This window comes from Variovorax sp. YR750, assembly GCF_900109805.1.
Classification (GTDB): Bacteria; Pseudomonadota; Gammaproteobacteria; order Burkholderiales; family Burkholderiaceae_C; genus Variovorax; species Variovorax gossypii.
Window position 1 is genome coordinate 1 of the sequence record NZ_FOBJ01000029.1, and the last position, 23,424, is coordinate 23,424.

Annotated in this window: 24 protein-coding genes; 13 read left to right on the forward strand and 11 right to left on the reverse strand. The window is 67.1% G+C overall.

The features are described from left to right. From BMY35_RS36440 to BMY35_RS36465, 6 genes are all read right to left on the reverse strand, one after another. The coding region (locus BMY35_RS36440; protein ID WP_143080830.1) for an acyl-CoA dehydrogenase N-terminal domain-containing protein at nucleotides 1-95 on the reverse strand (95 nt) is incomplete at its 3' end. Between the two features lie 107 nt (nucleotides 96-202). After that, nucleotides 203-739 carry a MarR family winged helix-turn-helix transcriptional regulator gene (locus tag BMY35_RS36445; RefSeq protein ID WP_093209839.1) on the reverse strand — a complete coding sequence of 179 codons (537 nt, stop codon included), beginning with the start codon at nucleotides 737-739 and terminating at the stop codon, nucleotides 203-205. 75 nt (nucleotides 740-814) lie between these two features. Then, a complete protein-coding gene (locus tag BMY35_RS36450) occupies nucleotides 815-1,621 on the reverse strand; it encodes an alpha/beta fold hydrolase (protein WP_093209841.1) in 807 nt (268 codons plus the stop codon). 119 nt (nucleotides 1,622-1,740) lie between these two features. Continuing rightward, complete coding sequence (locus BMY35_RS36455) at nucleotides 1,741-2,958, reverse strand: xanthine dehydrogenase family Fe-S subunit (protein WP_093209843.1); 1,218 nt, start codon at nucleotides 2,956-2,958, stop codon at nucleotides 1,741-1,743. Between the two features lie 6 nt (nucleotides 2,959-2,964). Beyond that, the gene (locus BMY35_RS36460; protein ID WP_093209845.1) at nucleotides 2,965-3,816 is read right to left on the reverse strand and encodes an FAD binding domain-containing protein; all 852 of its coding nucleotides are present in this window, start codon (nucleotides 3,814-3,816) and stop codon (nucleotides 2,965-2,967) included. Beyond that, nucleotides 3,813-6,194, reverse strand: coding sequence for a xanthine dehydrogenase family protein molybdopterin-binding subunit (locus tag BMY35_RS36465; RefSeq protein WP_093209847.1), 2,382 nt, complete (start codon nucleotides 6,192-6,194; stop codon nucleotides 3,813-3,815). The genes BMY35_RS36460 and BMY35_RS36465 overlap by 4 nt, the downstream gene beginning before the upstream one ends. A gap of 430 nt (nucleotides 6,195-6,624) precedes the next feature. Here BMY35_RS36465 and BMY35_RS36470 point away from each other — a divergent pair, with 430 nt between their 5' ends. The 13 genes from BMY35_RS36470 to BMY35_RS36530 all read left to right on the forward strand — a co-directional run bounded on the left by BMY35_RS36470 (nucleotide 6,625) and on the right by BMY35_RS36530 (nucleotide 18,343). After that, nucleotides 6,625-6,942 (forward strand): non-heme iron oxygenase ferredoxin subunit, encoded by a 318-nt coding sequence (locus BMY35_RS36470; protein WP_093209849.1) that lies wholly within the window; start codon nucleotides 6,625-6,627, stop codon nucleotides 6,940-6,942. Then, the gene (locus BMY35_RS36475) at nucleotides 6,939-8,210 is read left to right on the forward strand and encodes an NAD(P)/FAD-dependent oxidoreductase (protein ID WP_093209851.1); all 1,272 of its coding nucleotides are present in this window, start codon (nucleotides 6,939-6,941) and stop codon (nucleotides 8,208-8,210) included. Before BMY35_RS36470 ends, BMY35_RS36475 begins: the two co-directional genes overlap by 4 nt. Nucleotides 8,211-8,219: 9 nt before the next feature. Beyond that, nucleotides 8,220-9,530, forward strand: coding sequence for an aromatic ring-hydroxylating oxygenase subunit alpha (locus BMY35_RS36480; protein ID WP_093209853.1), 1,311 nt, complete (start codon nucleotides 8,220-8,222; stop codon nucleotides 9,528-9,530). Then, complete coding sequence (locus BMY35_RS36485; RefSeq protein WP_093209855.1) at nucleotides 9,527-10,042, forward strand: aromatic-ring-hydroxylating dioxygenase subunit beta; 516 nt, start codon at nucleotides 9,527-9,529, stop codon at nucleotides 10,040-10,042. Before BMY35_RS36480 ends, BMY35_RS36485 begins: the two co-directional genes overlap by 4 nt. A gap of 17 nt (nucleotides 10,043-10,059) precedes the next feature. Then, nucleotides 10,060-11,055: an amidohydrolase family protein gene (locus BMY35_RS36490; protein ID WP_093209857.1), complete on the forward strand. Its 996-nt coding sequence runs from the start codon at nucleotides 10,060-10,062 to the stop codon at nucleotides 11,053-11,055. Nucleotides 11,056-11,078: 23 nt separating this feature from the next. Continuing rightward, the gene (locus BMY35_RS36495) at nucleotides 11,079-12,122 is read left to right on the forward strand and encodes a 2,5-dihydroxypyridine 5,6-dioxygenase NicX family protein (RefSeq protein ID WP_093209858.1); all 1,044 of its coding nucleotides are present in this window, start codon (nucleotides 11,079-11,081) and stop codon (nucleotides 12,120-12,122) included. Next, nucleotides 12,119-12,763, forward strand: coding sequence for an isochorismatase family protein (locus BMY35_RS36500; RefSeq protein ID WP_093209860.1), 645 nt, complete (start codon nucleotides 12,119-12,121; stop codon nucleotides 12,761-12,763). Before BMY35_RS36495 ends, BMY35_RS36500 begins: the two co-directional genes overlap by 4 nt. A gap of 89 nt (nucleotides 12,764-12,852) precedes the next feature. Continuing rightward, complete coding sequence (locus tag BMY35_RS36505; protein WP_093209862.1) at nucleotides 12,853-14,031, forward strand: ABC transporter substrate-binding protein; 1,179 nt, start codon at nucleotides 12,853-12,855, stop codon at nucleotides 14,029-14,031. Nucleotides 14,032-14,046: 15 nt separating this feature from the next. After that, nucleotides 14,047-14,916: a branched-chain amino acid ABC transporter permease gene (locus BMY35_RS36510; protein WP_093209864.1), complete on the forward strand. Its 870-nt coding sequence runs from the start codon at nucleotides 14,047-14,049 to the stop codon at nucleotides 14,914-14,916. Continuing rightward, the gene (locus BMY35_RS36515) at nucleotides 14,913-15,926 is read left to right on the forward strand and encodes a branched-chain amino acid ABC transporter permease (protein WP_093209866.1); all 1,014 of its coding nucleotides are present in this window, start codon (nucleotides 14,913-14,915) and stop codon (nucleotides 15,924-15,926) included. The genes BMY35_RS36510 and BMY35_RS36515 overlap by 4 nt, the downstream gene beginning before the upstream one ends. Further along, nucleotides 15,923-16,690, forward strand: a complete 768-nt coding sequence (locus tag BMY35_RS36520; RefSeq protein ID WP_093209868.1) for an ABC transporter ATP-binding protein — start codon at nucleotides 15,923-15,925, stop codon at nucleotides 16,688-16,690. Before BMY35_RS36515 ends, BMY35_RS36520 begins: the two co-directional genes overlap by 4 nt. After that, nucleotides 16,671-17,393, forward strand: coding sequence for an ABC transporter ATP-binding protein (locus BMY35_RS36525; RefSeq protein ID WP_093209870.1), 723 nt, complete (start codon nucleotides 16,671-16,673; stop codon nucleotides 17,391-17,393). Before BMY35_RS36520 ends, BMY35_RS36525 begins: the two co-directional genes overlap by 20 nt. 77 nt (nucleotides 17,394-17,470) lie before the next feature. Further along, nucleotides 17,471-18,343, forward strand: coding sequence for a LysR substrate-binding domain-containing protein (locus BMY35_RS36530; protein ID WP_093209872.1), 873 nt, complete (start codon nucleotides 17,471-17,473; stop codon nucleotides 18,341-18,343). Nucleotides 18,344-18,378: 35 nt separating this feature from the next. Here BMY35_RS36530 and BMY35_RS36535 read toward each other — a convergent pair whose 3' ends face one another. From BMY35_RS36535 to BMY35_RS36555, 5 genes are all read right to left on the reverse strand, one after another. Beyond that, complete coding sequence (locus BMY35_RS36535; RefSeq protein ID WP_240652319.1) at nucleotides 18,379-19,362, reverse strand: Bug family tripartite tricarboxylate transporter substrate binding protein; 984 nt, start codon at nucleotides 19,360-19,362, stop codon at nucleotides 18,379-18,381. A gap of 108 nt (nucleotides 19,363-19,470) precedes the next feature. Continuing rightward, nucleotides 19,471-20,247 (reverse strand): enoyl-CoA hydratase/isomerase family protein, encoded by a 777-nt coding sequence (locus tag BMY35_RS36540; protein ID WP_093209875.1) that lies wholly within the window; start codon nucleotides 20,245-20,247, stop codon nucleotides 19,471-19,473. A 9-nt stretch (nucleotides 20,248-20,256) separates the two neighbouring features. Further along, complete coding sequence (locus BMY35_RS36545) at nucleotides 20,257-21,447, reverse strand: CaiB/BaiF CoA transferase family protein (RefSeq protein ID WP_093209877.1); 1,191 nt, start codon at nucleotides 21,445-21,447, stop codon at nucleotides 20,257-20,259. 46 nt (nucleotides 21,448-21,493) lie between these two features. Beyond that, on the reverse strand, nucleotides 21,494-22,273 hold the full coding sequence (locus BMY35_RS36550) for an SDR family NAD(P)-dependent oxidoreductase (RefSeq protein ID WP_093209879.1): 780 nt from the start codon (nucleotides 22,271-22,273) through the stop codon (nucleotides 21,494-21,496). An 11-nt stretch (nucleotides 22,274-22,284) separates the two neighbouring features. After that, on the reverse strand, nucleotides 22,285-23,421 hold the full coding sequence (locus tag BMY35_RS36555; RefSeq protein WP_093209880.1) for a thiolase family protein: 1,137 nt from the start codon (nucleotides 23,419-23,421) through the stop codon (nucleotides 22,285-22,287). Nucleotides 23,422-23,424: the final 3 nt, after the last annotated feature.

Genomic DNA, 23,424 nt, shown 5'->3' on the forward strand with positions numbered 1-23,424 from the left:
GCGTCCTCGAAGCCCGGCAGCTTCGCGATCTCGCCGATGTTGGCCAGGTGTTCGATGTCGAACAGCATGTCCTTGATGGGGGCGGTGTAGCTCATCTCGATTTTTCTTTCGAAGCAGATCCAAGGTAAATGAAAAATTCGGCTCGGCCGGACAGGGGCGCCAGGCAGCCGGCGGGACGAGGCGAAGGTTCAAGCCAGACGGGCTAGCCCTGCTTCTCCATCTTCTCGTGGGCATCCACGAGCTGAGCCAGCAGCTTCATGAAGACGGCGCGATCCTCGGGTGACAGCGGCTCTATCAAGAGTTCCTGCGAGCGGTGGATGCTGTCCTGCAGGTCGTTGATCAGGTTCAGTCCGTCCTTGGTGATCACCGACAGCCTCGACCGGCGATCGTCCGGATTGACGCGGGTCTCGACCAGCCCCTTGTCGACCAGGCGCTTGACCACTTCGGCCGTCGTCGTTCGATCCAGTGAAAGCTCGCGGCCGAGGGCCTTCTGATCGAGCCACGGATTCATCGAAAGCGCGGTCAACATGCCGATCTGCAGCGGCGTGATGCTCTCGGACTTGCACAGATCGAAGAAGATCGCCTGCCCGATCTGAGTGAGCCGGCGGATCAGGAAGCCCGGACGCCGCCACATGACTTCGCGCAGCGGATTGAATGGCTCTGGACCCTTGGGCTTTGCCGCCTCCACCTCGGTGGTGCCACCTGTCTTCTTCCGGGCGGGAGAACGCTTCGTCATCATCTCGAGATCGCCAATAGTGTCAGCCGGCGAGTGTATCGGCTCCCCCATATGCAAAAGGAACGAGAACGCCAGCCGCTACAGCAGGCCGACCTCGAGGTACTCGCCCAACAGGCGGTGGAAATCCAGCTCGTCGTCCCACGGGATCATGTGGCCGGCGTCGCGGGCCGTGCACTGCCTCAGGTGGGGTGCGAGGTTTCCGATCTCCGCCAGGTCTTCGGCGAGCACCACGCCGCTGCGCCCCGCCGTCATGAGCAGCCCGGGTGTCTGCAACCTCGCCAGATCGGCGTGGATGTCGTCGCCGTGGAAACCTGCATGCGCCTGGACCACCGCCTCCTCGCTGCACGTGTGGAGCCACTCGGCCCGTAGCTGCAACTGCTCGTCCGTCCAGGTCGGTGCGTAGGGACGCAGCCCGTCGGCCGTGATGCCCTGGGTGGCCATCCGGATGGAATCCACGTACCACGACAGCGGCACGGGATAGGGGCGGCGGCCGGGGCCTGAGACGGGCGGATCGATCAGCAGCAACCTGTCGAGGCGGCGCGCGTCGCGCGACGCGGCGCGGATCGCGACGCGTGCCCCCATGGAGTGCCCCAGCAGCGTGACGGACGACCACCCCTGCACCTCCAGCAGGTCGAGCACGTCGCCCGCCATGGCATCGAGGCTGGCGTCGATGCCGGGCACGCTGGAGGACAGGCCCCGCCCGCGGAAGTCCAGAACATGAACGTCGAAGTGGCGGGCCAGTCGCTCGGCGACGAAGCCCCATGTGATGGCCGGGCTCGTGATGCCGGGCAACAGGAGCATGCGCGGGCCCTGCCCGCCATAGCGCAGCAGGTGCAGCCGAACCCCGTTGGCGCGCACGTGGTAGCCATGAAGAAATGAACTCAATTGCGACTCCGTGGTGTTTCATTCACCAGCCGCTCCCGCCCCGACTGGCGGCGCAAACGGCATCGACACGAACCTTCGCCGTTGCGCTGGAAGCGATGCGGCACCCGGCACGAACAGTCTCAGGACTGCGGCGGCCTCCCGAACCAGCCTCGAATGCGGTTCCATAACACGCTCCACATCATTGCGGCCATGGAGACCGTGGGTTGCGGCTCGTCGACCGAAGCCGCCTGGCCGCTCAGCCGACGCGAGATCTGCTTGCCGAAGTCCGCCACCATGCGGCGTACGAAGTCCTTCACGAGCCCCGAGCGCGAAAACTGCGCGAGCGGCCCCTGAAGCGCGTAGACCATGTCCACGTGGACCCGGGTGTTGTCGGCGGCCAGCGCTTCGAGCCGATAGGTGATGTCGCCCTGGGTGCGCGACTTGCTGAGGCTGTCCTGGCCCGCGCCTCGAAGGACGGCACGCCTGGCGGCATCGTCGCGTTCCAGCCGCGCCGCGCCGGCGAAGGCTGCGGACATCGGCCCGAACTTGATGGCGATCGTGCCCTTGACCCTTTCACCCTCGTGCGAGTCGATGGTCGCGCCGGGCAGGCACGACGCCACCGCGGGCAGGTCCCCCATGAATGCCCACACCCGGTCGATCGGATGAGGCACGTCGAAATGGACCTCGATGGCGTTGCCTTTCGCCTTGGCCTTGGCCATCGCCACGGGATCGACCTCTGCCATGTCCGCCGCGGCGGCCGGATCGGATGCCGCGGTCCTGCCAGGCGACGGTACCGGCGATTCGGCGGGCGTCGCCGCGGCGACGCGTTTCAGCGCGACCGTTCGCGGTGCGACGAGTCTCTGGCGCAGCTTCTCGAACTGCGCGTCGGGGGTGTCGCGTTGCTGCTGGAGCACGTCCAGGATGGCGTCGACGATGCCCTGGTAACCCGTGCAGCGGCACAGGTTGCCCGACAACTCGAGGCGCACGCGCGCTTCGTCGGCATCGGGCAAGCGAAGCACGATGTCGCGCGCCGTGGCCAGCATTCCCGGCGTGCAGAAACCGCACTGCAGCGCATGGTGGCGCGTGAATGCCTGCCGCAGTCGCTGCATCGCCGCGTCGTCGTCGTAGCCCTCGATGGTGGTGACCTCCCGGCCTTCGCATGCCACGGCGAATGTGATGCACGAGCGCGTGGGCTGGCCGTCGACGAGCACCGTGCAGGCACCGCACACGCCGTGCTCGCAGCCGAGGTGCGTTCCGGTGAGGCGCAGTTCGTCGCGCAGGAAATCGCCCAGATGCACCCTGGGCTCGGCCGGTCGGCAGATGCTGCGACCGTTCACTTGAATGGAAATGGGGTCCAAGTCTTTTTACTCCGCGTGTTTGGCACCGGCCAGGACGCCGGACTGCTCAAGTGCGCGCTCCAGGCAGGCGGTGAAGAGCTTCTGGTCGATGGCGTCGCGTTCAGGGAGCGCGGCGCGTACGGCTGCCCGCAACGACTCGCGGCCGGCCGCGGCGGCACCGTTGTGCGCGATCTCGGCTGCGAGCGGATGCAGCAGCAGGGGAGGGCCGTCGGCAGCCCCGAGGACGATGCGCGCACGCTCGCGTGAAGCGTCGAAATACACCGCCGCACTGGCTTCCGCGAACTCGCCCGGCTTGCGGCAGACCTTGTGATATCCCCAATGCATGGAGGATGTCTCCGAAGGCACGGCGACCGACACGATCAGTTCATCGGACTCGAGCACGGTCGTGTAGGCGCCGAGCATGAATGCGTCGGCGTCGATCGTGCGTTCGCCGCGCGGCGACCTGACCACTATCCGCGCGCCGAGTGCCGCCAGTACCACCACCCAGTCAGCCGCGGGATCGGCATGCGCCAGGCTGCCACCCACGGTGCCTCGGGTCCGGATCGCGCGGTAGGCGATCCCGCCTGCGACTTGGCGCATGGGGTGCGCGGCCAGCGGCGGGTGCGTGCCGTCCTCGATCTCCGCATGGGTGACGGCGGCACCGATCTCGATCCAGTCGGCCTTGCGGCTGACAGTGCGCAGGCTGGGAATCTGCGCGACGTCGACCACCTGAGCAGGCCGCGCCAGCCTCAGGTTGAGCATCGGGCCGAGGGACTGGCTCCCGCTCATGGCCTTCGCGGTGCCTGCGCCTGCCGCCAGTGCGGCGATCGCCTCGCCGACCTCGAGAACGCGCGTGTATGCGAACTTCGGCGCTTTCATCGGGCGTGCTCCTGTTCGCGATTCGCGCTTTCGAGGGCCGTGAGCAAGCGGCGTGGCGTCAGCGGTGTCATGAGCACCTCGGCAGCACCGGTGCCGCGCAGGGCGTCGTTCACCGCATTGAAGATCACCGCCGGCGGCGCGATCGCGCCACCTTCGCCGACGCCCTTGGCTCCGAATTCGGTGTGCGGCGACGGTGTCTCGAAATGGTCGATGCGGATGCGCGGCACCTCGGTGGCACCCGGCAGGATGTAGTCCGCCAGGGTGGAAGCCAGCGGCTGGCCCTGTTCGTCGTACGGACTCTCCTCGTACATCGCGGTGCCGATGCCCTGTGCGATGCCGCCGATGGTCTGGCCCTCCACGATCATGGGATTGACCATGGTCCCGCAGTCCTCCACGACCACATAGTCGAGGATCTCGACCTCGCCGGTTTCGGTGTCGACGGCCACCACCACCGCATGCGTTGCATAGGTGAAGGTGCCTGTATCGACGTTGGGCTTGTACGCACGGGACACCTCCAGGCCGCCGAGATGAACGTCGGCAGGCAGGTCCTGCGGCGTGAGGTACCACGCGCCCCCGACCTCCGAAAGCGGGATCGACTTGTCGCCGGACACGGCGCGTCCTTCGATCAATGCGACGGTCTGCGCATCCACACCCATGAGGTAGCCTGCGATCGACTGGATCCGCGGCAGCAGTTCCTTGCACGCGACCGATATGGCGCCTCCCGACATGACGGTGGCGCGCGAGGCGTAGGTGCCCGAAGAAAACGGCGTGAGTGCCGTGTCCCCGTGCACCACCCGGATCCTTGCCACCGGAATGCCCAGCACGTCGTTGGCGATCTGCGCGAAGCTGGTCTCCATGCCCTGGCCGTGCGAGTGCACGCCCACACGCACTTCGAGTCCGCCGTCCGCGGTCATCCTGACGACCGCCTGGTCGAAGCCGGGCACCACTGGCAGGCCCCAGTTCGCGAACACCGTCGTGCCGTGGGCGGACTGCTCGGTATAGGTGGCGGTGCCGAAGCCGATCAGCCGCCCGTCAGGCTCGCCGCGCGCCTGGCGCTCGCGCACGGCCTGCAGTCCGATCATCTCCACGGCGCGGCGCAGGCTTGCCGGAAAGTCGCCGCTGTCGAAGTGTTTGTTGGCCACGTTCACATAGGGCATGGCCGAGGCCGGAACCAGGTTCTCCAGCCGTACCTCCCACGGCTCACGCCCCACCTCGCGGGCCACGGCGTCCATGAGCAGCTCGATCGCGAAGCAGACGCCGGTGCGCGCGACGCCACGGTAGGCCATGAAGCCGGGCTTGTTGGTCGCAACGCACAGGGTCTCGCACCGATAGCCGCGGAAGCTGTAGGGCCCGGGCAGATTGCCGATCGCCTGGCCAGGCTCCAGGCCGACGAAGAAGGGATAGTAGGAATAGGCGCCGCCGTCGATGGTGATGACGGCGTCCAGCGCCAGAAGCCTGCCCGTGCGGTCCGCATAGGCCGTGAGCCGGTAGTGATGCTGGCGCGTGTTGGCGCCGACGATCAGGTGCTCGCGCCGATCCTCGAGGTAGCGAAACGGCGTGCGATACGTCTTGGCCAGCCAGGCGACGCAGAGGTCCTCGGGATAGAGCTGTCCCTTGTAGCCGAAGGCGCCGCCGACGTCCGGGGACACGACCCGCACGGCTTCCTCGTTCATCGCGAGGTGCTGGGCGATGCCCACGCGCAGCAGATGCGGGACCTGGGTGGCGCTGACGACCACGAGCTGGTCGGTCTGGAAATCCCAGTAGGCCAGGACAGATTTGCCCTCCAGCGGCACGATGCATTGGCGCGACAGCTCGACCGTGCGGCTGACCTTCACCTCGGCCTTCGCGGCGAGTGCTTCGAAGTCGCGATCAGTCCGCAGCGTGAGAAAGACGTTGTCCTTCCAGTCAGGGTGCATGAACTCCCCCGTGGCCGCGAGCGCGGAATCCGCGCTGTGGTACACGGGCAGTTCGTCGTACGAGACCTCCACTTCCTCCAGCAGGTCTTCCGCCATGGCGCGTGTCGGTGCCACCGCCATCGCGATGGCCTCGCCGACGTGACGGACCTTGCCCGAAGCCAGCGGCGGCAGCGCCGAGTACTGATAGGTGGGCACCGAAGACGGCGATCCGATGTCCGCCGCATCCGACATCATCTCGCGCAGGAACACCTTCCCCGCGAGCGCCTCTGGAATGTCGACGCCGGTGACCACCGCGTGCGCGAGCGGGCTGCGCAGGAACGCGACCTCCTGGAGGCCAGGCAGCACGAAGTCGCCCACGAAGTTGCCCTTTCCCACGAGGTGGCGCGCGTCCTCCTTGCGAGGCACCCGGGCGCCGATGCCCTCGCGCTTCAACAGCCTCGCCGGAATGTCTGCTCGGTCCATGCGTTTCCTTTTCCTTGACTGGTTTCCTGGTGCCGGACTCCATCGAGTCCGCCCATGCCCGGCAATGCCCAGGTGATCGGCGCGCAAGAACAAGTCTCTTCGCCGTACCCCGCACAAGGGCTTGATCGCCAACGTGCGTTTCGACATTTGATTCGCACGATATGACAGTTCACTTTCACAAGTATATGACCGATGCTGGCGCGATGGAAGCAGCCTGCCGTCGATGCAAACCCTAACTAGGAAACATCTCGAAAGTGGTGCATCTGCATTGGCATAAATCGCTTCTGTGGCGTTATTTGTCTGCCTTTCGGATCCAATCTGGTGCAACGTCGGACAGTAAAAACCCGTACTTGAAATCACATATGAGTCCAACTAATATGACAGTTCACTGACTAATTTTGAAGGGTCCGGAAAATCCCCGGATGGAGCCATGAACTGGATCAAAGTCGCTTCGGCGCGAGAGCTGAAAAACGATGAAGCGAAAACCGTCAACGTCGCGGGCCACGGCGTCGCGCTGTTTCGTATCGACGACGAGTTCTTCGCCACGGACAGCATGTGCACGCATGCCACCGCGCTGCTGTCGGAGGGCTATGTCGAGGACGGCTGTGTCGAATGCCCGCTGCACCAGGGCCGCTTCGACATCCGCACGGGCAGGGCGATGTGCGCGCCGGTCACCGTGGACCTGCGCACTCACGCCGTGAAGCAGGAAGGCGATGACATCTACGTGATGTCGTCGGCCGCGAAATGACTTCGCCCGGCGTCGTCATCGTTGGTGCGGGCCAGGCTGCGGCGGTCGCCGCCCATGCGCTGCGCGAACACGGCTACCGCGGACGCATCACGATGCTGGGGAGGGAGCGCCACAAGCCGTATGAGCGGCCCCCGCTGTCCAAGGCCGTGCTGGTGGCGGCCGAGGAGCCGAGCCTCGGCGTCTTTTCGCAGGACGCATGGGAACTTGGCGACATCGATCTTCGAAGCAGCAGCGATGCGGTGGCCCTGGATCTCTCGAAGCGGCAGGTTCGCCTTGCCGGCGGCCAGGTGCTCCCGTACGAGATGTGCCTGCTCGCCACGGGCGGCGAGGCCCGCATGCTGGCGTCTGCACCGGCGGGCCGACCGCACGTGCACTACGTGCGCACCCTCGACGACGCGCGACGGCTGCGCGCCGCCCTCCAGGGCAAGCCGCGGGTCGCGATCCTGGGTGGCGGCTTTCTTGGCCTCGAGATCGCCAGCTCCGCGTTGTCGGCCGGTGCGGCGGTGAGCGTGGTCGAGCGCGCGAAGTCCTTGCTCGATCGATTTCTTCCGCCGGAAGCGTCGGCGTGGCTCGAATCCGGTCTGCGGCAGGCAGGCGCGCGGCTCCTGCTCGGCACCGCCCTCGAAGGCGTCGACCCTCTGCCCGATGGCCGCATGCGCCTGTCGACCCATGCCGGTGACCTGGAGGCGGACGAGATCGTCGTGGCCATCGGCCTCTCGCCCAACGACGCATTGGCCCGCGATGCGGGCCTGGAGATCGCGGCGGGCGGTGGCGTTCTGGTCGACGCGCAGTGCCGCACCAGCGACGAGCACGTGTTCGCGTGCGGCGACTGCACCAGCCAGCAACGCCCGGGGCACGCGACGCCGACGCGCCTGGAATCCTGGCAGAACGCCAACGAGCAGGCCCGCACCGCCGCGGCCGCCATGCTCGGTGCGACCAGCCCGGCACCGGCGGTGCCCTGGTTCTGGACCGACCAGGGCCGGCACAACATCCAGATGCTGGGCCTGCCGGCCCCCGGTCTCGAATACGTGCGCCGAGGCGATCCGGCCACCGGCAAGGTGCTGTGGATCGGCCATCGCGGTGCCGTTCCGCTGCACGGCGTGGCCATCAACGCCGGTGCCGATCTGCGCGCCATTCGGCCCCTCTTCGAGCAGCGCCAGCCGGTGCTGCTCGACGAATTTCAGCGGGACGCCACCGATCTGCGCGCATGGGCCAAGCAGATGCGAGGCGGCGCCCCTTCCACCGTTCAACCACACCTCAGAGCCTAAGGAGCTTTCATGTATCAATCGCAGGCGGTCATCGGCATCACGAATGCCCGAAAGAACCCGCCCCTGGAACAGTGCGTCTGGCCCGCGGACGCGCTCAACAACATTCCGGACTGGGTCTACACCAGCCAGGCCATCTACGACCAGGAGATCGAGCGCATCTTCCGGGGCGACACCTGGAACTTCGTCGCGCTGGAAGCCGAGATCCCGAATCCCGGCGACTACAAGCGAGGCTACGTGGGCGCAACGGCCGTGGTGATCGTTCGCGCGGAAGACCACACGATCTCCGTCTTCGAGAACCGCTGCGCCCACCGCGGCGCCGAATTCTGTCGCTCCAGCCACGGCAACGCCAAGGAGTTCGTCTGCCCCTACCACCAGTGGTCGTACGACCTCAAGGGCAACCTGCAGGGCGTTCCGTTCAAGCGCGGCATCAACAAGGTCGGCGGCATGCCGCCGGACTTCAAGAACGCGGAGCACGGTACCCGGCAGCTGCGCGTGGCCACGCGCAACGGCGTGGTGTTCGCCACCTACTCCGACAAGACGCCGCCACTGGAAGAGTACATGACCAAGGAGATCGTCCAGGAGTTCGACGTTCCGTTCTCGGGCCGCAAGCTCAGGATCCTGGGCTACTGCCGCAACGAGCTTCCGTGCAACTGGAAGATGTACCACGAGAACCTCAAGGACCCATACCACGCGACGCTGCTGCATTCGTTCCTCGTGGTGTTCGGCCTCCTGGTGCCTGGCATCAAGTCGATCGTCTTCGCCGACAAGGAACATGGCCGCCACGGCTACATGGCGTCGTCCAAGCCCGACCAGGTCTATGCCACGGTCGACGCCGACGACAAGGCGCAGATGCGGTCGTTCAGCGACAAGCTCCGGCTGCGCGACGAGCGGTTTCTGGACTACGTGCGCGAGTTCGATTCGCCCTGGTCCGCCAACATGATGACCATGTGGCCGAACCTGATCGTGCAGCGCCAGATGAACACGATGGGTGTGCGCCAGATCATTCCGAACGGCCCGAACAGCATGGTGATGCAGTGGACCATGTTCGGCTACGAGGACGATACGCCCGAGATGACGCGGCACCGCCTTCGGCAGGGCAACCTGATGGGCCCCTCCGGCTTCCTGGGCCTCGAAGACAACGAGGCATTGAAGTTCGTGCAGGAAGGCATCCGCAATTCGTCCACGGACAACAACGTCGTCAAGCTCGATGCAGGCCACCAGGGAACGGCGCGCAACCTGATCTCGGAGTCGTGCATCCGGTCGCTCTACCAGTACTACCGGGACGTCATGGGCATCCGTGTCGCGGAGGTGGCAGCATGAAAGAGCGGCTCGCCTACGCCAGATCCACGATCTCGCCGCGCCGCGCGGCCGAGCTGCGCGCGGAGGTCGACTCCTTCCATGTCGAGTACTGCGCCGCCCTCGATGCCAACGACATCGAGCGCTGGCCCGAGTTCTTCAGCAAGGAGGCGACCTACCGGATCACCTCGCGCCAGAACGCGCTGCTGGACATGCCCGTGGGCCTCGTCTACTGCGAGGGCCTGGACATGATCACCGACCGCGCGCTCGCCGTGGCGCATTCGCAGATGTTCGCGCCACGGCACATGCTGCATGTGCTGGGGATCACGCGCGTGCTGCAAGAGACGGGCGAGACGATCAGCTCGCAGACCCCCTTCATCCTGATGCAGACGCTGGTCGAGGGGCCTTCCACCGTGCATCTCGCGGGCATCTACCACGACCGCTTTGTGCGCGACGGCGAACGGCTGCTCATCGCCAGCCGCGAAGTGGTGCACGACACGGAAATTCTCGACACGGCCCTGGCGTACCCGGCCTGAATCCAATGAGGACGACAATGAATCAAACCCCCAAGATCGCGCTCGAAGAGCACTTCTCCGCCCCCGGCTTCGATGCGTACTCCGCCAAGTACACGCGCGCGCTGCCGGCCGACTTCGTGGCGCGGCTCGATGCCAGGCTCAGCGATTTCGACGACCAGCGCCTGGCCGAGATGGACGCCGCAAACATCGAGTACGCCGTGCTGTCGCAGACGATGCCCGGCGTGCAGGCCGAGGCGGACGGCGCCGCCGCCGTGCGGCGCGCACGCGAGAACAACGAGTTCCTCGCCGAGCGCGTGGCGCGCCATCCGCAGCGCTTCGGCGCCTTCGCGCACGTCGCGCTCCAGGACCCGGCGGCCGCAGCCCGAGAACTCGAGCGCACCGTCGTCGAGTGCGGCTTCAAGGGCGCGCTGATCAACGGCCACACCCTGGGCCGCTACTACGAAGGCAGCGAGTTCGACGTGTTCTGGGAGCGCGCGGAGGCACTCGGCGTGCCCATCTACCTGCACCCCAACGCGTTCAGCCAGCCGCCGGCGTTGCTGGAGGGCATGCCGGTGCTCCAGGGAGCCACCTGGGGCTGGGGCGTGGAGACGGCGGGGCATGCACTGCGCCTGCTGTTCGGCGGGGTGTTCGACCGCTTCCCGCGGCTGACCCTGCTGCTGGGCCACATGGGCGAGGCCCTGCCGTATCAACGCTGGCGCATCGACAGCCGCTTCGCCGCCTACCCCTCGGGCATCAAGCTGGCACGCAAGCCCAGCGAGTACATCGGCAGCAACATCCTGATCACGACGTCCGGCGTGTGCTCCGCGCCGGCGCTGCTGGGCGCCATCGGCGAGCTCGGCGCCCAGGCCGTGCTCTTCTCCGTGGACTACCCCTATGAGTCCACCGCCGAGGCCTGCGCCTTCATCGAACAGGCGCCGCTCGACGCGCGCACCCGCGAGCAGGTGTGTCACGGCAATGCCCGCCGGCTCTTCAAGCTGGGCAGCCCGCAGGACCTTGCGCTCCTGCAGATCTGACACTTTCAAACAAAGGACGAAAAATGCCAGTCAGCGATTATCAAATGGTCAAGGCCTGGGACGAGGTTCTGAAGCTCAGCAAGGTGGAGCGCGGACAGAAGGTCTCGATCCTGTGCGGACCCCACACCCATCCGCAGACGTTGCAGACCGCGACGATCGCGGCGCAGGCCGCGGGCGCGGTCGTCACCAGGATCGAGCTGCAGCCCATCAACGCGGAGAAGGCCCCCAGCCGCGACCTGATGAACTACCTGGGGGAGACGCCCCTCACCAACAACCCTGTCGCGCTCGCGGCGATGAAGAACAGCGACATCGTCCTGGACCTGATGCTGCTGCTGTTCTCGCCCGAGCAGATGGAGATCCTCGAGTCGGGGACGAAGATCCTCCTGGCCGTCGAGCCGCCCGAGGTGCTGGTGCGGGCGGTGCCCACCGAGGCCGATCGCGAACGCGTGCTCGCCGCATCGAAGCTGCTCAAGGCCGCCAGGAAGATGCATGTGACCTCGCCGGCCGGCACGGACGTGACTTTCAAGCTCGGCGACTACCCGACCATCTCCGAGTACGGCTTCTGCGAGGAGCCCGGGCGCTGGGACCATTGGCCCAGCGGCTTCCTCTTCACCTTCGCCAACGAAGGCGGCAGCGACGGCACCATCGTGATCGACCGCGGCGACATCCTGCTGCCGCAGAAGAACTACGTCTCGGACAGGATCACCATGCATCTGCGCGAAGGCTTCGTGCGCAGCATCGAAGGTGACATCGACGCCGCCTTGCTGCGCGAGTTCATGGAGGCCTACAAGGACCCCGAGGCCTACGCGATCGCGCACATCGGCTGGGGGATGCAGCCGCGCTGCTACTGGCACACGCTGTCGCTGGTGGACCGCGAAGCCACGTCCGGGCAGGACGCGCGTGCGTTCGAAGGCAACTTCCTGTTCTCGCTGGGCCCGAACAACGAGGCCGGAGGGCCTCGCACCACGCCTTGCCACCTGGACATTCCCTTGCGCAACTGCACGGTGAAGCTCGACGACGTCGTCGTGGTTCGCGACGGCAAGGTCATCGACGAGGCCTTCCAATGAACGCCGATCCGGACATCTACCAGAAGCAGGGCTTCGGCAACGCCGTCGCACCGAAGGCGCCGTACGGCCTGCTGATCATCGATTTCGTCAACGGATTCGCCGATCCGCTCACGTTCGGCGGCGGCAACATCGAGCCGGCCATCGAATGCACGCGCGGCCTGCTGGCTGCCGCACGCGAGCGCCGATGGCCCATCGTCCACACGCGCGTCGTGTACCAGGACGATGGCGCCGACGCCAACATCTTCGCGCTCAAGGTGCCGTCCATCCTGGCCCTGCGGGAGGACGCGCCGCAAAGCCAGGTCGTCGCGCAGCTGCAGCCGCGCAGCGGCGAGCTGGTGCTGCGCAAGATCCATCCCTCGGCCTTCTTCGGCACTTCGCTGGCTTCCTGGTTGTCCCAGCGCGGCGTGCAGACGCTGCTGATCGCGGGATGCACCACCAGCGGGTGTGTCCGCGCCAGCGTGGTCGATGCCATGTGTCACGGCTTTCGCCCCCTGGTCGTCACGGACTGCGTGGGCGACCGGTCGCTGCAGGCGCACGAGGCCAACCTCTTCGACATGGACCAGAAGTACGCGACCCTGATGCCCCGCGACGCCGCCCTGCAGGCGACCGAAGCAGCGCAGTCGCACGGCGTCCCGGCCTGAAGCCAGGCCGTGCCCCACGATTCCCGACCCACCTCTCGTCAAAACCCGGGCGCATGCCCCGCCAGCGACCCCACTACCTGGAGAAGAAGATGACCCTCAGACTCATTGCCGCGATCGCGGTCTCACTCGCGACGCTGGCCTTGCAAAGCCGCGCCGACGTCGTCAAGGTGGGTGTGATCGCACCCATGTCCGGGCCGTTCTCCGCGGTGGGGCAGACCTGGGAGGGAGCGACCAAGGCCTACCAGAAGCTCAACGGCACCACTGCGGGCGGACACACGATCGAGGTCGTGTACCGTGACCTGCCGGACATCAATCCCGCGCAGGCCAAGGCGTTGGCCCAGGAGCTCATCATCAAGGAAGGCGCCCAGTACATCGCGGGCCTGTATTTCACGCCCGATACCCTGGCCGTCGCCGCGCTCGCGCAGGAGGCGAAGGTGCCCGTCGTGATCTTCAATGCGTCGACCTCCTCGCTTCTCGAGAAGTCCGACTACCTGCTGCGCACCTCCTACACGCTGCCGCAGATGGCCGTGCCGGTGGCCAAGTATGCGCTCGAGAAGAACATCAGGAACGTCGTGTCGCTGGTCAGCGACTTCGGTCCCGGCCTCGACGCCGAGAAGGCCTTCAACACCGCTTTCGTCGCCGGAGGCGGCAAGCTGCTCGAGGCCATCCGCGCGCCGCTGAAGACGACGGACTTCGGCCCCCTGATGCAGCGCGTAAAGGCGCTCAAGCCCGATGCGCTCTACGTCTTCGGTCCCGGAGGGCCGGCCACCTACGCAATGATCAAGGCCTACAACGAAGCGGGATTGAGGGCCGCGGGCGTGCGCTTCCTGGGCACGGGCGAGACGGATGAAGACCAACTTCGCGCGATCGGCCCCGAGCTGCTGGGAATCGAGACTGGCATGTTCTATTCGGCGACGCACAACTCGCCGCTGAACCATGCCGCGGTCAAGGCCCTGGCCGAAGTGGCGCCCAAGGCCATCCCGACCGTCCAGCTCGCGAATGCGTTCGACGGCCTGCATGTGATCTATCACATGGTCAAGGCGACGAACGGCAAGCGCGACGGGCCCAAGGCTCTTGCCGCCGCCAAGGGCTTTTCCTGGGAGAGCCCGCGCGGTCCGGTGAAGATCGATCCGGCCTCCCGCGAGTTCGTGCAGAACGTCTACATGCGGGTGGTCGAGAAGGATTCCTCGGGGCGCTTCGTCAACCGCGAGTTCCGGACCTTCGAGATGCAGCCCGACTACGGACGCATCCAGGGCGCGGCCAAGTAACGCAGGGACTGCAGCATGTCCTTTGCGCTTCTCAGCAGCATCCTGGTCGACGGCGTCACGTACGCCATGATCCTGTTCATGATCACCGTGGGCCTGTCGATGACCATGGGCCTGATGCGTGTGGTGAACCTGGCCCATGGCGCCTTCGCGATGCTCGGCGGTTTTCTCGCGGCGAGCATTCCTCAGCGCCTGGGCGTGCCCGTCGGGCTGGGCTTCGTCCTAGCGATCGCCGTCGTGGCCTTGGTGGCGGTGCTTTTCGAGCGCACCCTGCTGCGCCGCTTCTACCGCCGCGACGATCTCGACCAGATGCTGGTGACGATCGGACTGATGTTCGTCGCGACCGCGGCGGTCAACCTGATGTTCGGATCGTCGGTGACATCCGTCGCGCTTCCCGAGGCATTCGGCGGCTCGGTGGACCTGGGGTTTCGCTCCATTCCCCGGCACCGGCTCATCGTCGTCGCCTGCGGGCTGGTGGTCGTCGCCGTCCTGTGGCTCGCCGTGGACCGGTCGTCCTTCGGCATCCGGGTGCGCGCCGCGGTCGACAACGCGCCGATCGCCCGGGCCATCGGCATCGACACGACCAGGATCTATGCGGCCACCTTCGCGATCGGTGCGGCGCTCGCGGCGCTGGGCGGCATCGCCGGTGCCGAGATGCTGCCGATGGAGCCGACCTACGCCTCCAAGTACCTGGTGATCCTCCTGGCGGTCGTGGCCGTCGGAGGAAACGGAAATCTGTTTGGCTCTTTCTTCGCAGCGTTGCTGCTCGGCATCGTGGAGACCTCGATGAAATACATGGTTCCGCAGCTCGCATCGGCTGCCTTCTTCCTGACGATGATCGTCGTCCTGCTGTTCCGCCCGCAGGGGCTGTTCGGGAGGCAGGCATGAGCGCGGTGATTCCGCCCATGGCGATGGCTGCGCCGCCCCGTGCTCGCCCGTGGAAGCAGTTGCGCGGCGAGATCGTCCTGACGCTCGCGGGGCTGCTGGCCTTCGTGGTGTTCCCGCAGGACCTCGGGTTGCTGACCAACATGGCGACGATGTCGATCTTTGCACTGTCGCTGAGCCTCGTGCTCGGACAGGCGGGCATCGCGACACTTGGCCAGGCCGCGCTGTATGGCGCCGGCGCCTACGTCGCGGGATGGACCGCGCTGTACCTGACGACCGATCCCGTCGCCGGGCTGCTGCTCGGCGGCCTGGGCGGAGGGCTGATCGCGCTGCTCAGCGGTGCCGTCATGCTGCGCTCGACCAAGCTCACGCTGGTCATGCTCACCATCGCCGTGGCGCAGTTGCTGCTCGAGCTCGCCAACTGGGCCAGGTGGCTCACCGGCGGCGACGACGGACTTGCCGGCTTCGAGGTCGCCCCATTGTTCGGCCTCTGGGAGTTCAACTTCATGGGGCACACCGGCTATTTCTACGCGCTGGGCGCGCTGGTGCTGGTGTACTTCCTGGTGCGCAACCTGGCCGAGTCGCCCTTCGGCCTGACGGCCAGGGCGATCCGGCAGGACCCGGGGCGCGTCCAGGCACTCGGCGGGCGCGTGTACCTGCACCTGCTGGCCGTCTACACCGTCGGCGGCGTCGTGGCGGGGCTGGCGGGCGCACTGACGGCACAGACCAGCAAGGTGGCCAATCTCTTCATGCTGGACTTCACGACGTCCGCGGGTGTGGTGGTCATGATCGTCCTGGGCGGCACGCGCCGCCTGGCCGGTGCGGTGCTCGGCACCGTCGCGTACATGACCATCCACCACATCGCGTCGACCTTGAACCCGTATCACTGGCTGTTCGTCATCGGGTCGATGCTGATCGTCGTGCTCATCGTCCTGCCCGAAGGTCTTATCGGGCTCCTGGACCGGGCTGCGGCATACGCCAGGCGTCTGGGCGGCAACGGAGGAGCCCGATGACTCCCCGTCTGCAAACCCGCAACCTGTGCCACTCCTTCGGCGGCCTGGCCGTCACGCAGAACGTCACGCTGTCCCTCCCGCAGGGTGCCCGCACGGCGCTGATCGGGCCCAACGGCGCGGGCAAGACCACGCTGGTCAACCTGCTCAGCGGAGCGATCCGTCCGAAGTCCGGCGACATCCAGCTCGACGGCCACTCGATCGTGCAGCTGCCGCAGTACGCACGCGTGCGCAGCGGCATCGTTCGCACCTTCCAGATCAGCCGCCTGTTCAAGGACCTGAGCGTGGCGGACAACGTCAGGGTCGCGGTGCTCCAGCGGCTGCGCGCCTCCATGCAGTGGTGGCCTTCGCCGGCGCGTTCCGCGCGCGTGCACGACGAGGTCCACGAGACCCTCGGCATGCTGGGCCTGAGCCCCTATGCGAACCGGGTGGTCGGGCGGCTGGCGCTCGGCGAGCAGCGGCTTGCGGAGATCGCGCTCGCGCTCGCCATGAAGCCCGAGGTGCTGCTGCTGGACGAGCCCGGCGCGGGCGTGCCGCAGGGAGAAGGCGGCCGCATCATGAGCGCCATCGAGGGCCTGCCGAAGGATCTGTCGGTCCTGCTCATCGAGCACGACATGGACCTGGTGTTCCGCTTCGCCTCGCACATCATCGTCCTGGTTGCCGGCGCGGTGATGGTGGAGGGGTCGCCGCAGGAAGTCGCGGCCAACGAACAAGTCAAACAAATCTACTTCGGACGAGACGCTCACCATGCCCAGCCCTCCCATTGAACTTCGGTTCGACGACGTCACGACCGGCTACGCCGGCGTGCCAGTCGTCGAGCATCTGAGCTTCAGCGTGCGCGAAGGCGAACGCCTGGGCCTCATCGGGCGCAACGGCGCCGGCAAGACCACCACGCTGGCAACCGCGATCGGCCTGGCGGACCTGATGCAGGGCCGCATCCACTTCGGCGGCAACGACATCGGCGGCGCCACCACGTACGCACGGGCACGGGCAGGGCTCGGCTACGTGCCGCAGGGCCGGGACATCTTTCCTTCGCTGACGGTGGAGGAGAACCTGCTGTCGGGCCTGCAGGGGCGCTCGGCCGGCGTGGCCCTGCCGCCGGTCTATGCACTGTTCCCGCGGCTCAAGGAGCGGCGGCGAAACGGTGGCACGCAGCTGTCGGGCGGAGAGCAGCAGATGCTGTCTGTGGCACGGGCACTCGTTGGCCAGCCGCGCATTCTGCTGCTCGACGAGCCGCTGGAGGGCCTCGCTCCCATGGTGCGCGAGGAACTGATGGACGCCATCGTCCGGATGAGCGACCAGCTCGGAGTCGGCTGCGTCCTCGTGGAGCAGCACGTCGACGTCGTTCTCGACTTCTCCACAAATGTCATCGTGCTGGAGCGGGGCGTTGCCGCTTATGCCGGCTCGGCAGCCGCGCTGCGTGAGGACGAGGAACTCCTGAACCGCACCATCGGCATTCAGAAATGTTGAAGCCGATGTGTGCGAGTGCCGAGGCAGGCAGCTGTCTCTTCAGCCAGCACTGAGTTCTCCGGAAATCTCATCCTGTCATGCAGAACCTTCGCGCGCTCCTGAGCCCGCTGCGGGCGTTCGATGCGGTGTATCGGGCCAAGGGGGTATCGCGAGCCGCCCAGTTGCTCCACGTCACTCCCGGTGCCGTGAGCCAGCAGATCAAGCTGCTGGAAGCGGGGCTGGGCGTGCAGCTGTTCCAGAGGGCCGGTCGCGAGATCGAACTCACCGCGGTGGGCGAACGACTCGCCACGCGCGTCTGCGACGCCTTCGATCGCCTGCACGACGCGCTGGGCGACCTGGCCGACAGCCAGCGGGAGAAACGGCTGCGCCTCAAGGTGCCTCCGAGCATTGCCATCCGCTGGCTGGTTCCCCGCCTGAACGGCTTCCATGCGCTTCATCCCGACATCGCCCTGGAGATCGCAACGATCGCACTCGCGGATGACGTCCGGCTCGAAGGCGCCGACTGCGCGATACGGCACGGCATGGGCGAGTGGGCCGATGTCGAGCTCGACCACCTGTTCGACGACGAGTTCGTCCCGGTCTGCGCACCCGCCCTGGCGGGTCAGTTCCAGGTGCCCGGCGATCTGCTGCGGGCCGACCTGCTGCATTCCATGATGCGGCCACAAGCCTGGCCGCTGTGGCTCGGCTCGGCCGGCCTGGCGGACACCCCATGCCTGCCGGGAATCGCGTTGGCGAATGCCGCGTTGTGCTACCAGGCCGCAGCGGACGGCCTGGGCGTGGCAATGGCGCAGCGGGCGTACGTGCAGGAGGACCTGCGCACCGGGCGCCTCGTGGTGGCGGTGGACCACGTCGCCAGGACGGAGCTCGGCTACTACCTCGTCTGCGACCCTTTGAAGGCGGCCACGGCGCCGGTCCGGCTCTTTCGGGACTGGATCCGCTCGGTGCGCTAGGCGGAGCGCGAGGAGCACGTCATCGCGTCATCGCGCTAGTCGGCCTTGAATCCCGAGGCCTTGACGACCGGCTCCCAGAACACGCGCATCTCGCCGAACCTGGCGCGCGCTTCGGCGGGCGAGCTTCCCGTGTTCATGAAGCCGAGCATGCGGACCTTGCTCGCGAACTGCTCTGTGGCTGCCGCCTTGCGCACGGCAGCGCTCCATTCGGAGACGACGGCCGCAGGCGTGCCGGGGGCCATGCAGATGGCCAGCACGCCGACTGCGGTGAGTTCCTTGCGGCCGAGTTCGCCGAAGGTCGGCACGTCCGGCAGCAGCGGCGAGCGTCGTGCGGAGGTGACGGCCAGCACGCGCAGCTTGCCGGCGTTGTGGTGCTGCGCGAAGTCCCCGACCGTGGAGGTGCCCGCCGCGACATTGGCGCCCGTCAGATTCACGATCATCGGCGCTGCGCCCTGGAAAGGGATGTCCTGCAGTGGTGTGCCGATGATCCTGGCGATCTGAAGTCCCAGGAAGTGCGTCGGGCCGCCCGATGCCGCGTGGCCGAAGTTGGCTTTCTCCGGATGCGCGCGCACCCATTGGGCGTATTCGCCGAAGGTCTTGACGGGCGAGGAGGAGGGCACGGCCAGTGCCATCGGGAACTCGACCACCGTTGACACCGGCAGGATGTCCCGCTGCGGGTCGTAGTTGAGCTTGTTGAAGACGAAGGGGTAGATCGATGCGAGGAAGTCGGGACACAGCATGGCCACGCTGCCGTCGGCGGGAGCGGAGCGCATCGCATCGATCGCGATCTTCCCGCCGGCGCCCGGCTTGTTCTCCACCACCACGGTGCGATCGAGCGGACCATGCAATTGATCGGCAAGCGCGCGTGTCACCACGTCGAGCGTGCCACCGGGCGAGAAGCCGACCAGGATCCTGGCGGGTGGGCGGCCGGCTTGCTGCCCGATGGCCGGCGATGCGCCGACGAACGCGGCAACGATGAGTGCGAGGGTGTTCAGCCAGGCGGCAGGCGATTTCTTCACGGGATGCTCCAGGGGAAGGCTCACATCGCTTGTTCGAGCGTCGACTCGTGCGTGCGAGCAGATCGAAGGCTCGCCCGGAAGACGCATCCGTCTTCCGGGCGAGGCATTTCAGCGGCCGCGAAATACCGGAGGACGCTTCTCGGCGAAGGCGCGGCGCCCCTCCAGCCGGTCTTCGCTGTCCCTGAGCAGCCCGAAGGCCTGGCGCTCAAGGGCCAGCCCGCCCGCCAGCGGCAGTTCGCGTCCGTTCATCGCGAGGCGCTTGGCGGCGGTCATCGCCAGCGGGGCATTGGCTGCCATCGCGCCTGCGAGCTGCAGGGCTGCCTGCTTCAGTTCGGAGAAGGGAACCACCTTGCTGACCAATCCGATCCGCAACGCCTCCGCGGCATCGATGCGTTCACCGGTCAGCAGCATCCACATCGCGTCCGACTGGCCGACTGCGCGGATCAGGCGCTGCGTGCCGCCGGCGCCCGGGATGCTGCCGACCCGCACTTCCGGCAAGCCGAAGCGGGCGTTGTCGGAGCAGATGCGAATGTCCGCCAGCAAGGCCAGCTCCAGCCCGCCGCCCAGGGCGTAGCCATTGATGGCGGCGATGACGGGCTTGTCGGTCTGCAGCGTGCCGAAGTTGAAATGCCCGGTTCCGCAGCGAAAGACCTGCCGCGCCGCGCTGTCGGCGGGCGGCATGGTCTTCTTGAGGTCCGCGCCTGTGCAGAAGGCGCGCTCGCCTGCACCCGTGAGGACCAGCACGCGGATGTCCTCGTCGTTCGACACCTCGTCCCAGATCGCGAGCAGTTGCTCGTTCGACTCCGGGTCGATGGAGTTCATGGCCTCGGGCCGATTCAGGGTGACGACGGCGACGCCGTTCTGGACTGTCTTGACGATGGGCATGGTTGTGCTTCAGTTCTGGGAAGGGCTGGGCGCGATCACCGAATCGATGGCCGCGGCCGGCATGCCGAGCTCGGCCAGCACCTCCCGGGTGTGCTGGCCCAGCGTGGGGGCCGGGCGTCGCGCCCGGGGCCGCTCGCCGACCGCGCCGAGCACGCTGCGTGGCAGCGTCATCGGCCCGGCGACCGGATGCTGCAGCTGCTCCGCGAGCGCCGCTTCGAGGAAGGGCGCGGATTGCGCCACCTCCGCATAGTTGTTGATGGGGCCGCAGATGATGTCCACGGCCGCGAACTTCTCCAGCCAGAAGGCGCGGGGATGCGCGAGCATGCGCGCTTCGAGCAGGCGCAGCAGCGTCTCGCGGTGCTGGAGGCGGCTCTTGTTGTCGGCGAAGCGCGGATCGCGGGCCAATTCCGGCGCGCCTGTGGCGGCACACAGGGCCTGCCAACGTGCGGGGTGGTAGGCCGCCACCATGATCCATCCGTCGGCGCAGCGCAGGGCCTCGTTCGGGGTCGAATACGGCGCGGCATGCCCCTGCGGCCCTGGCACCTGGCCGTCAGCGAAGTAGGACGCGAAGCTCACGTGCTGAAGCGCGATGGCGCTCGCGAACATGCTGGCTTCGACGTGCTGCCCCAGGCCCGTGCGTTGCCGGTCCGCGAGGGCGGCCAGGACCGCGATGGTTGCCAGCGACCCCGTGACCAGGTCGACCACCGGCACCGGCACCTTGCACGGCTCCCCGTCGCGCGCGCCGGTGACGCTCATCAGGCCGCTCACGGCCTGGAGCACGCCGTCGACTCCGGGAAGATCCCTGCTGGCGCCGTGCTGGCCGTACGCCGAGACCGAGCAGTAGATGAGCCGCGGATTGCCCGCGGACACCGCGGCGTAGTCCAGCCCGAGGCGCGCCATCACGCCGGGGCGGAAGCTCTCCACCAGCACATCCGCCTGCGCGACCAGCGCCTGCGCCGCCTGCAGGTGCTCGGGGTGCTTGAGGTCGAGCACGACGCTGCGCTTGTTGCGATTGAGCGCCATGAAGGCCACCCCCTCGCCCTGCACCCAGGGCGAAAGGGCCCGCGAGAGATCGCCGGCAGGCGCTTCGATCTTCACGACGTCGGCGCCCAGGTCGGCCATGCACAGCGTGCAGGTCGGACCGGCCATCACCTGCGTGAAATCGATCACTTTCAAACCGCTCAATGCGTTGGCGAGCATGCGATCTCCAGTCTTGTTGGATTGCTCATGTCGCGAGTTCGACGCGCTATACCGAGGGGCTGCCGAGGCTGCGCCCGCCGCAGACGTACAGGAGCTGGCCGGTCACGTAGCTGGAGCCGGGTTCCGCAAAGAAGCGGACTGCACGGCCGATGTCCTGCGGCTGGCCGATGCGTTCCATCGGCACGGTCTTGTGAAGCCCCTGGCGGACCTCCTCGGTCAGCGTCTCGAACAGCGGCGTCTCCACGATGCCGGGTGCGATGGCATTCACGGTGATGCCCTTGCGCGCATATTCGAGCGCCAGCGAGCGCGTCAGGCTCACCACGGCGCCCTTGGAGGCGGAGTAGGCCGCCTGGCCGCGGTTGCCCAGCCATGCGCGCGAGCCGATGTTGATGATGCGGCCGAACCGGTTCTGCGCCATCTGTGCCAAAACCGCCTTGGAGCAGATGAACTGCGAATGGAGGTTGACCTCGATCACTCGGGTCCAGAACGCGAGATCCATCTTGGAGACCAGCTTGTCGCCGCCGATGCCTGCGTTGTTGACCAGGATGTCGATGCGACCATGAGACGCGAGAAGCCGGGCCACGGTCGCCTCCACCTGTTCCACCGAGCTGACGTCGACCTGGAAGGTCCGCACGTCGAAGCCTTCGTCCGAAAGGGTCTGCTCGGCTGCCTGCAGCGCCGCCTCGTCGAAGTCCCACAGCGCGATGCGGCATCCGGCCTGCGCGAGTTCGCGGGCGATGCCCAGGCCGATGCCCTTGGCGCCACCGGTCACGACGGCAACGAGGCCGTGCAGCGAGGCCGGCGTGGTTGTGCTTGTCTGGTTCATGGTGCTTGCAATCAAAGCGAAAGAATGTTGATGGAGCAGGCGGCGTGGTCCACGCCCCAGATGCCGCCGCCGGTCACCTGCGTGAGGCCGACGCGCGCTCCGCGCACCTGCCGTGCACCGGCGCGGCCTTGCAGCTGCTCGCAGACCTCCACGACCTGCGCGACGCCCGTCGCTCCGGGCGGATGTCCCTTGGCGATCAGTCCGCCGCTGGGGTTGACCGGCACGCGCCCGCCCAGCGTGGTCGCGCCGCTTTGCAGGAGGCTTGCCGCCTCGCCCCGGCTGCATAGACCGAGCGCCTCGTAATAGAGCAGCTCGGAAATGGTGAACGCGTCGTGCACCTCCAGCAGGCTCAGATCCTGCGGTCCGATGCCGGCCTGTTCATAGGCCAGCCTGGCGGCACGCGCGGTGATCTCGGCCTCGGTCATGTCGACCGGTGCGGTCTCGAACAGGCCCGACTGCACCACCGATGCCAGGACACGGACCGGCTTTGCAACGCCCTTGGCAGGCTTGGTGCTGAGCACCAGCGCCGCTGCCCCGTCGACCACCGCTGGGCAGCACTGGAGCAGCGTGAGCGGCTCGGCCACCGGGCGGGACGCCAGAACCTCCTCGCGGCCCGCCAGCTTGGCGAACTTGGCGATGGGATTCAGGACGCCGTGCTTTCGATTCTTGACGGAGATGTCCGCCAGCGTCTCCAGCGTGAGGCCGTGGTCGTGCATGTATCGCCTGGCGCGCATGGCATACAGGGCGGGCATGATCATTCCGCGCCGGTTGTTCCAGTCCTTCTGGCTGAGCTGCAGCGGGCCGCCGCCGAGGCTGCTGAGGTGGTCCATGCCGAACACCACCACGGTGTCGTACTGGCCGACCTTGAGCGCCTGCAGCGCGAGATTCAACGCAGTGGCGCCGCTGGAGCAGGCGTTGTCCACGTTGTAGACCGCGCCGCCCTCGGCATGCAGCTCGCGCAATGCACGCTGGCCGGGCAGCATGGCTCCGAGCGCGTTGCCGCAGTAGAACGCCTGCACCTGCGAGAGCTGCGTGCCGGCATCGGCCAGGGCATCGAGAATCGCTGCCTGGGCCATGGCCTCTTCGGTCAGTTCGGGAAAGCGGCCGAAGTCCGTGATGCCGACCCCGGTGATCAGTGGTTGGTTCATCTC

Bases quoted from the DNA above. Each gene is read 5' to 3' on its own strand.
- BMY35_RS36555 (WP_093209880.1), bottom strand. From the start codon at position 23,421: ATGAACCAACCACTGATCACCGGGGTCGGCATCACGGACTTCGGCCGC.
- BMY35_RS36500 (WP_093209860.1), top strand. From the start codon at position 12,119: ATGAACGCCGATCCGGACATCTACCAGAAGCAGGGCTTCGGCAACGCC.
- BMY35_RS36480 (WP_093209853.1), top strand. From the start codon at position 8,220: ATGTATCAATCGCAGGCGGTCATCGGCATCACGAATGCCCGAAAGAAC.
- BMY35_RS36530 (WP_093209872.1), top strand. From the start codon at position 17,471: ATGCAGAACCTTCGCGCGCTCCTGAGCCCGCTGCGGGCGTTCGATGCG.
- BMY35_RS36525 (WP_093209870.1), top strand. From the start codon at position 16,671: ATGCCCAGCCCTCCCATTGAACTTCGGTTCGACGACGTCACGACCGGC.
- BMY35_RS36475 (WP_093209851.1), top strand. From the start codon at position 6,939: ATGACTTCGCCCGGCGTCGTCATCGTTGGTGCGGGCCAGGCTGCGGCG.
- BMY35_RS36470 (WP_093209849.1), top strand. From the start codon at position 6,625: ATGAACTGGATCAAAGTCGCTTCGGCGCGAGAGCTGAAAAACGATGAA.
- BMY35_RS36515 (WP_093209866.1), top strand. From the start codon at position 14,913: ATGAGCGCGGTGATTCCGCCCATGGCGATGGCTGCGCCGCCCCGTGCT.
- BMY35_RS36545 (WP_093209877.1), bottom strand. From the start codon at position 21,447: ATGCTCGCCAACGCATTGAGCGGTTTGAAAGTGATCGATTTCACGCAG.
- BMY35_RS36460 (WP_093209845.1), bottom strand. From the start codon at position 3,816: ATGAAAGCGCCGAAGTTCGCATACACGCGCGTTCTCGAGGTCGGCGAG.
- BMY35_RS36550 (WP_093209879.1), bottom strand. From the start codon at position 22,273: ATGAACCAGACAAGCACAACCACGCCGGCCTCGCTGCACGGCCTCGTT.
- BMY35_RS36510 (WP_093209864.1), top strand. From the start codon at position 14,047: ATGTCCTTTGCGCTTCTCAGCAGCATCCTGGTCGACGGCGTCACGTAC.
- BMY35_RS36490 (WP_093209857.1), top strand. From the start codon at position 10,060: ATGAATCAAACCCCCAAGATCGCGCTCGAAGAGCACTTCTCCGCCCCC.
- BMY35_RS36485 (WP_093209855.1), top strand. From the start codon at position 9,527: ATGAAAGAGCGGCTCGCCTACGCCAGATCCACGATCTCGCCGCGCCGC.
- BMY35_RS36520 (WP_093209868.1), top strand. From the start codon at position 15,923: ATGACTCCCCGTCTGCAAACCCGCAACCTGTGCCACTCCTTCGGCGGC.
- BMY35_RS36540 (WP_093209875.1), bottom strand. From the start codon at position 20,247: ATGCCCATCGTCAAGACAGTCCAGAACGGCGTCGCCGTCGTCACCCTG.
- BMY35_RS36505 (WP_093209862.1), top strand. From the start codon at position 12,853: ATGACCCTCAGACTCATTGCCGCGATCGCGGTCTCACTCGCGACGCTG.
- BMY35_RS36445 (WP_093209839.1), bottom strand. From the start codon at position 739: ATGATGACGAAGCGTTCTCCCGCCCGGAAGAAGACAGGTGGCACCACC.
- BMY35_RS36465 (WP_093209847.1), bottom strand. From the start codon at position 6,194: ATGGACCGAGCAGACATTCCGGCGAGGCTGTTGAAGCGCGAGGGCATC.
- BMY35_RS36495 (WP_093209858.1), top strand. From the start codon at position 11,079: ATGCCAGTCAGCGATTATCAAATGGTCAAGGCCTGGGACGAGGTTCTG.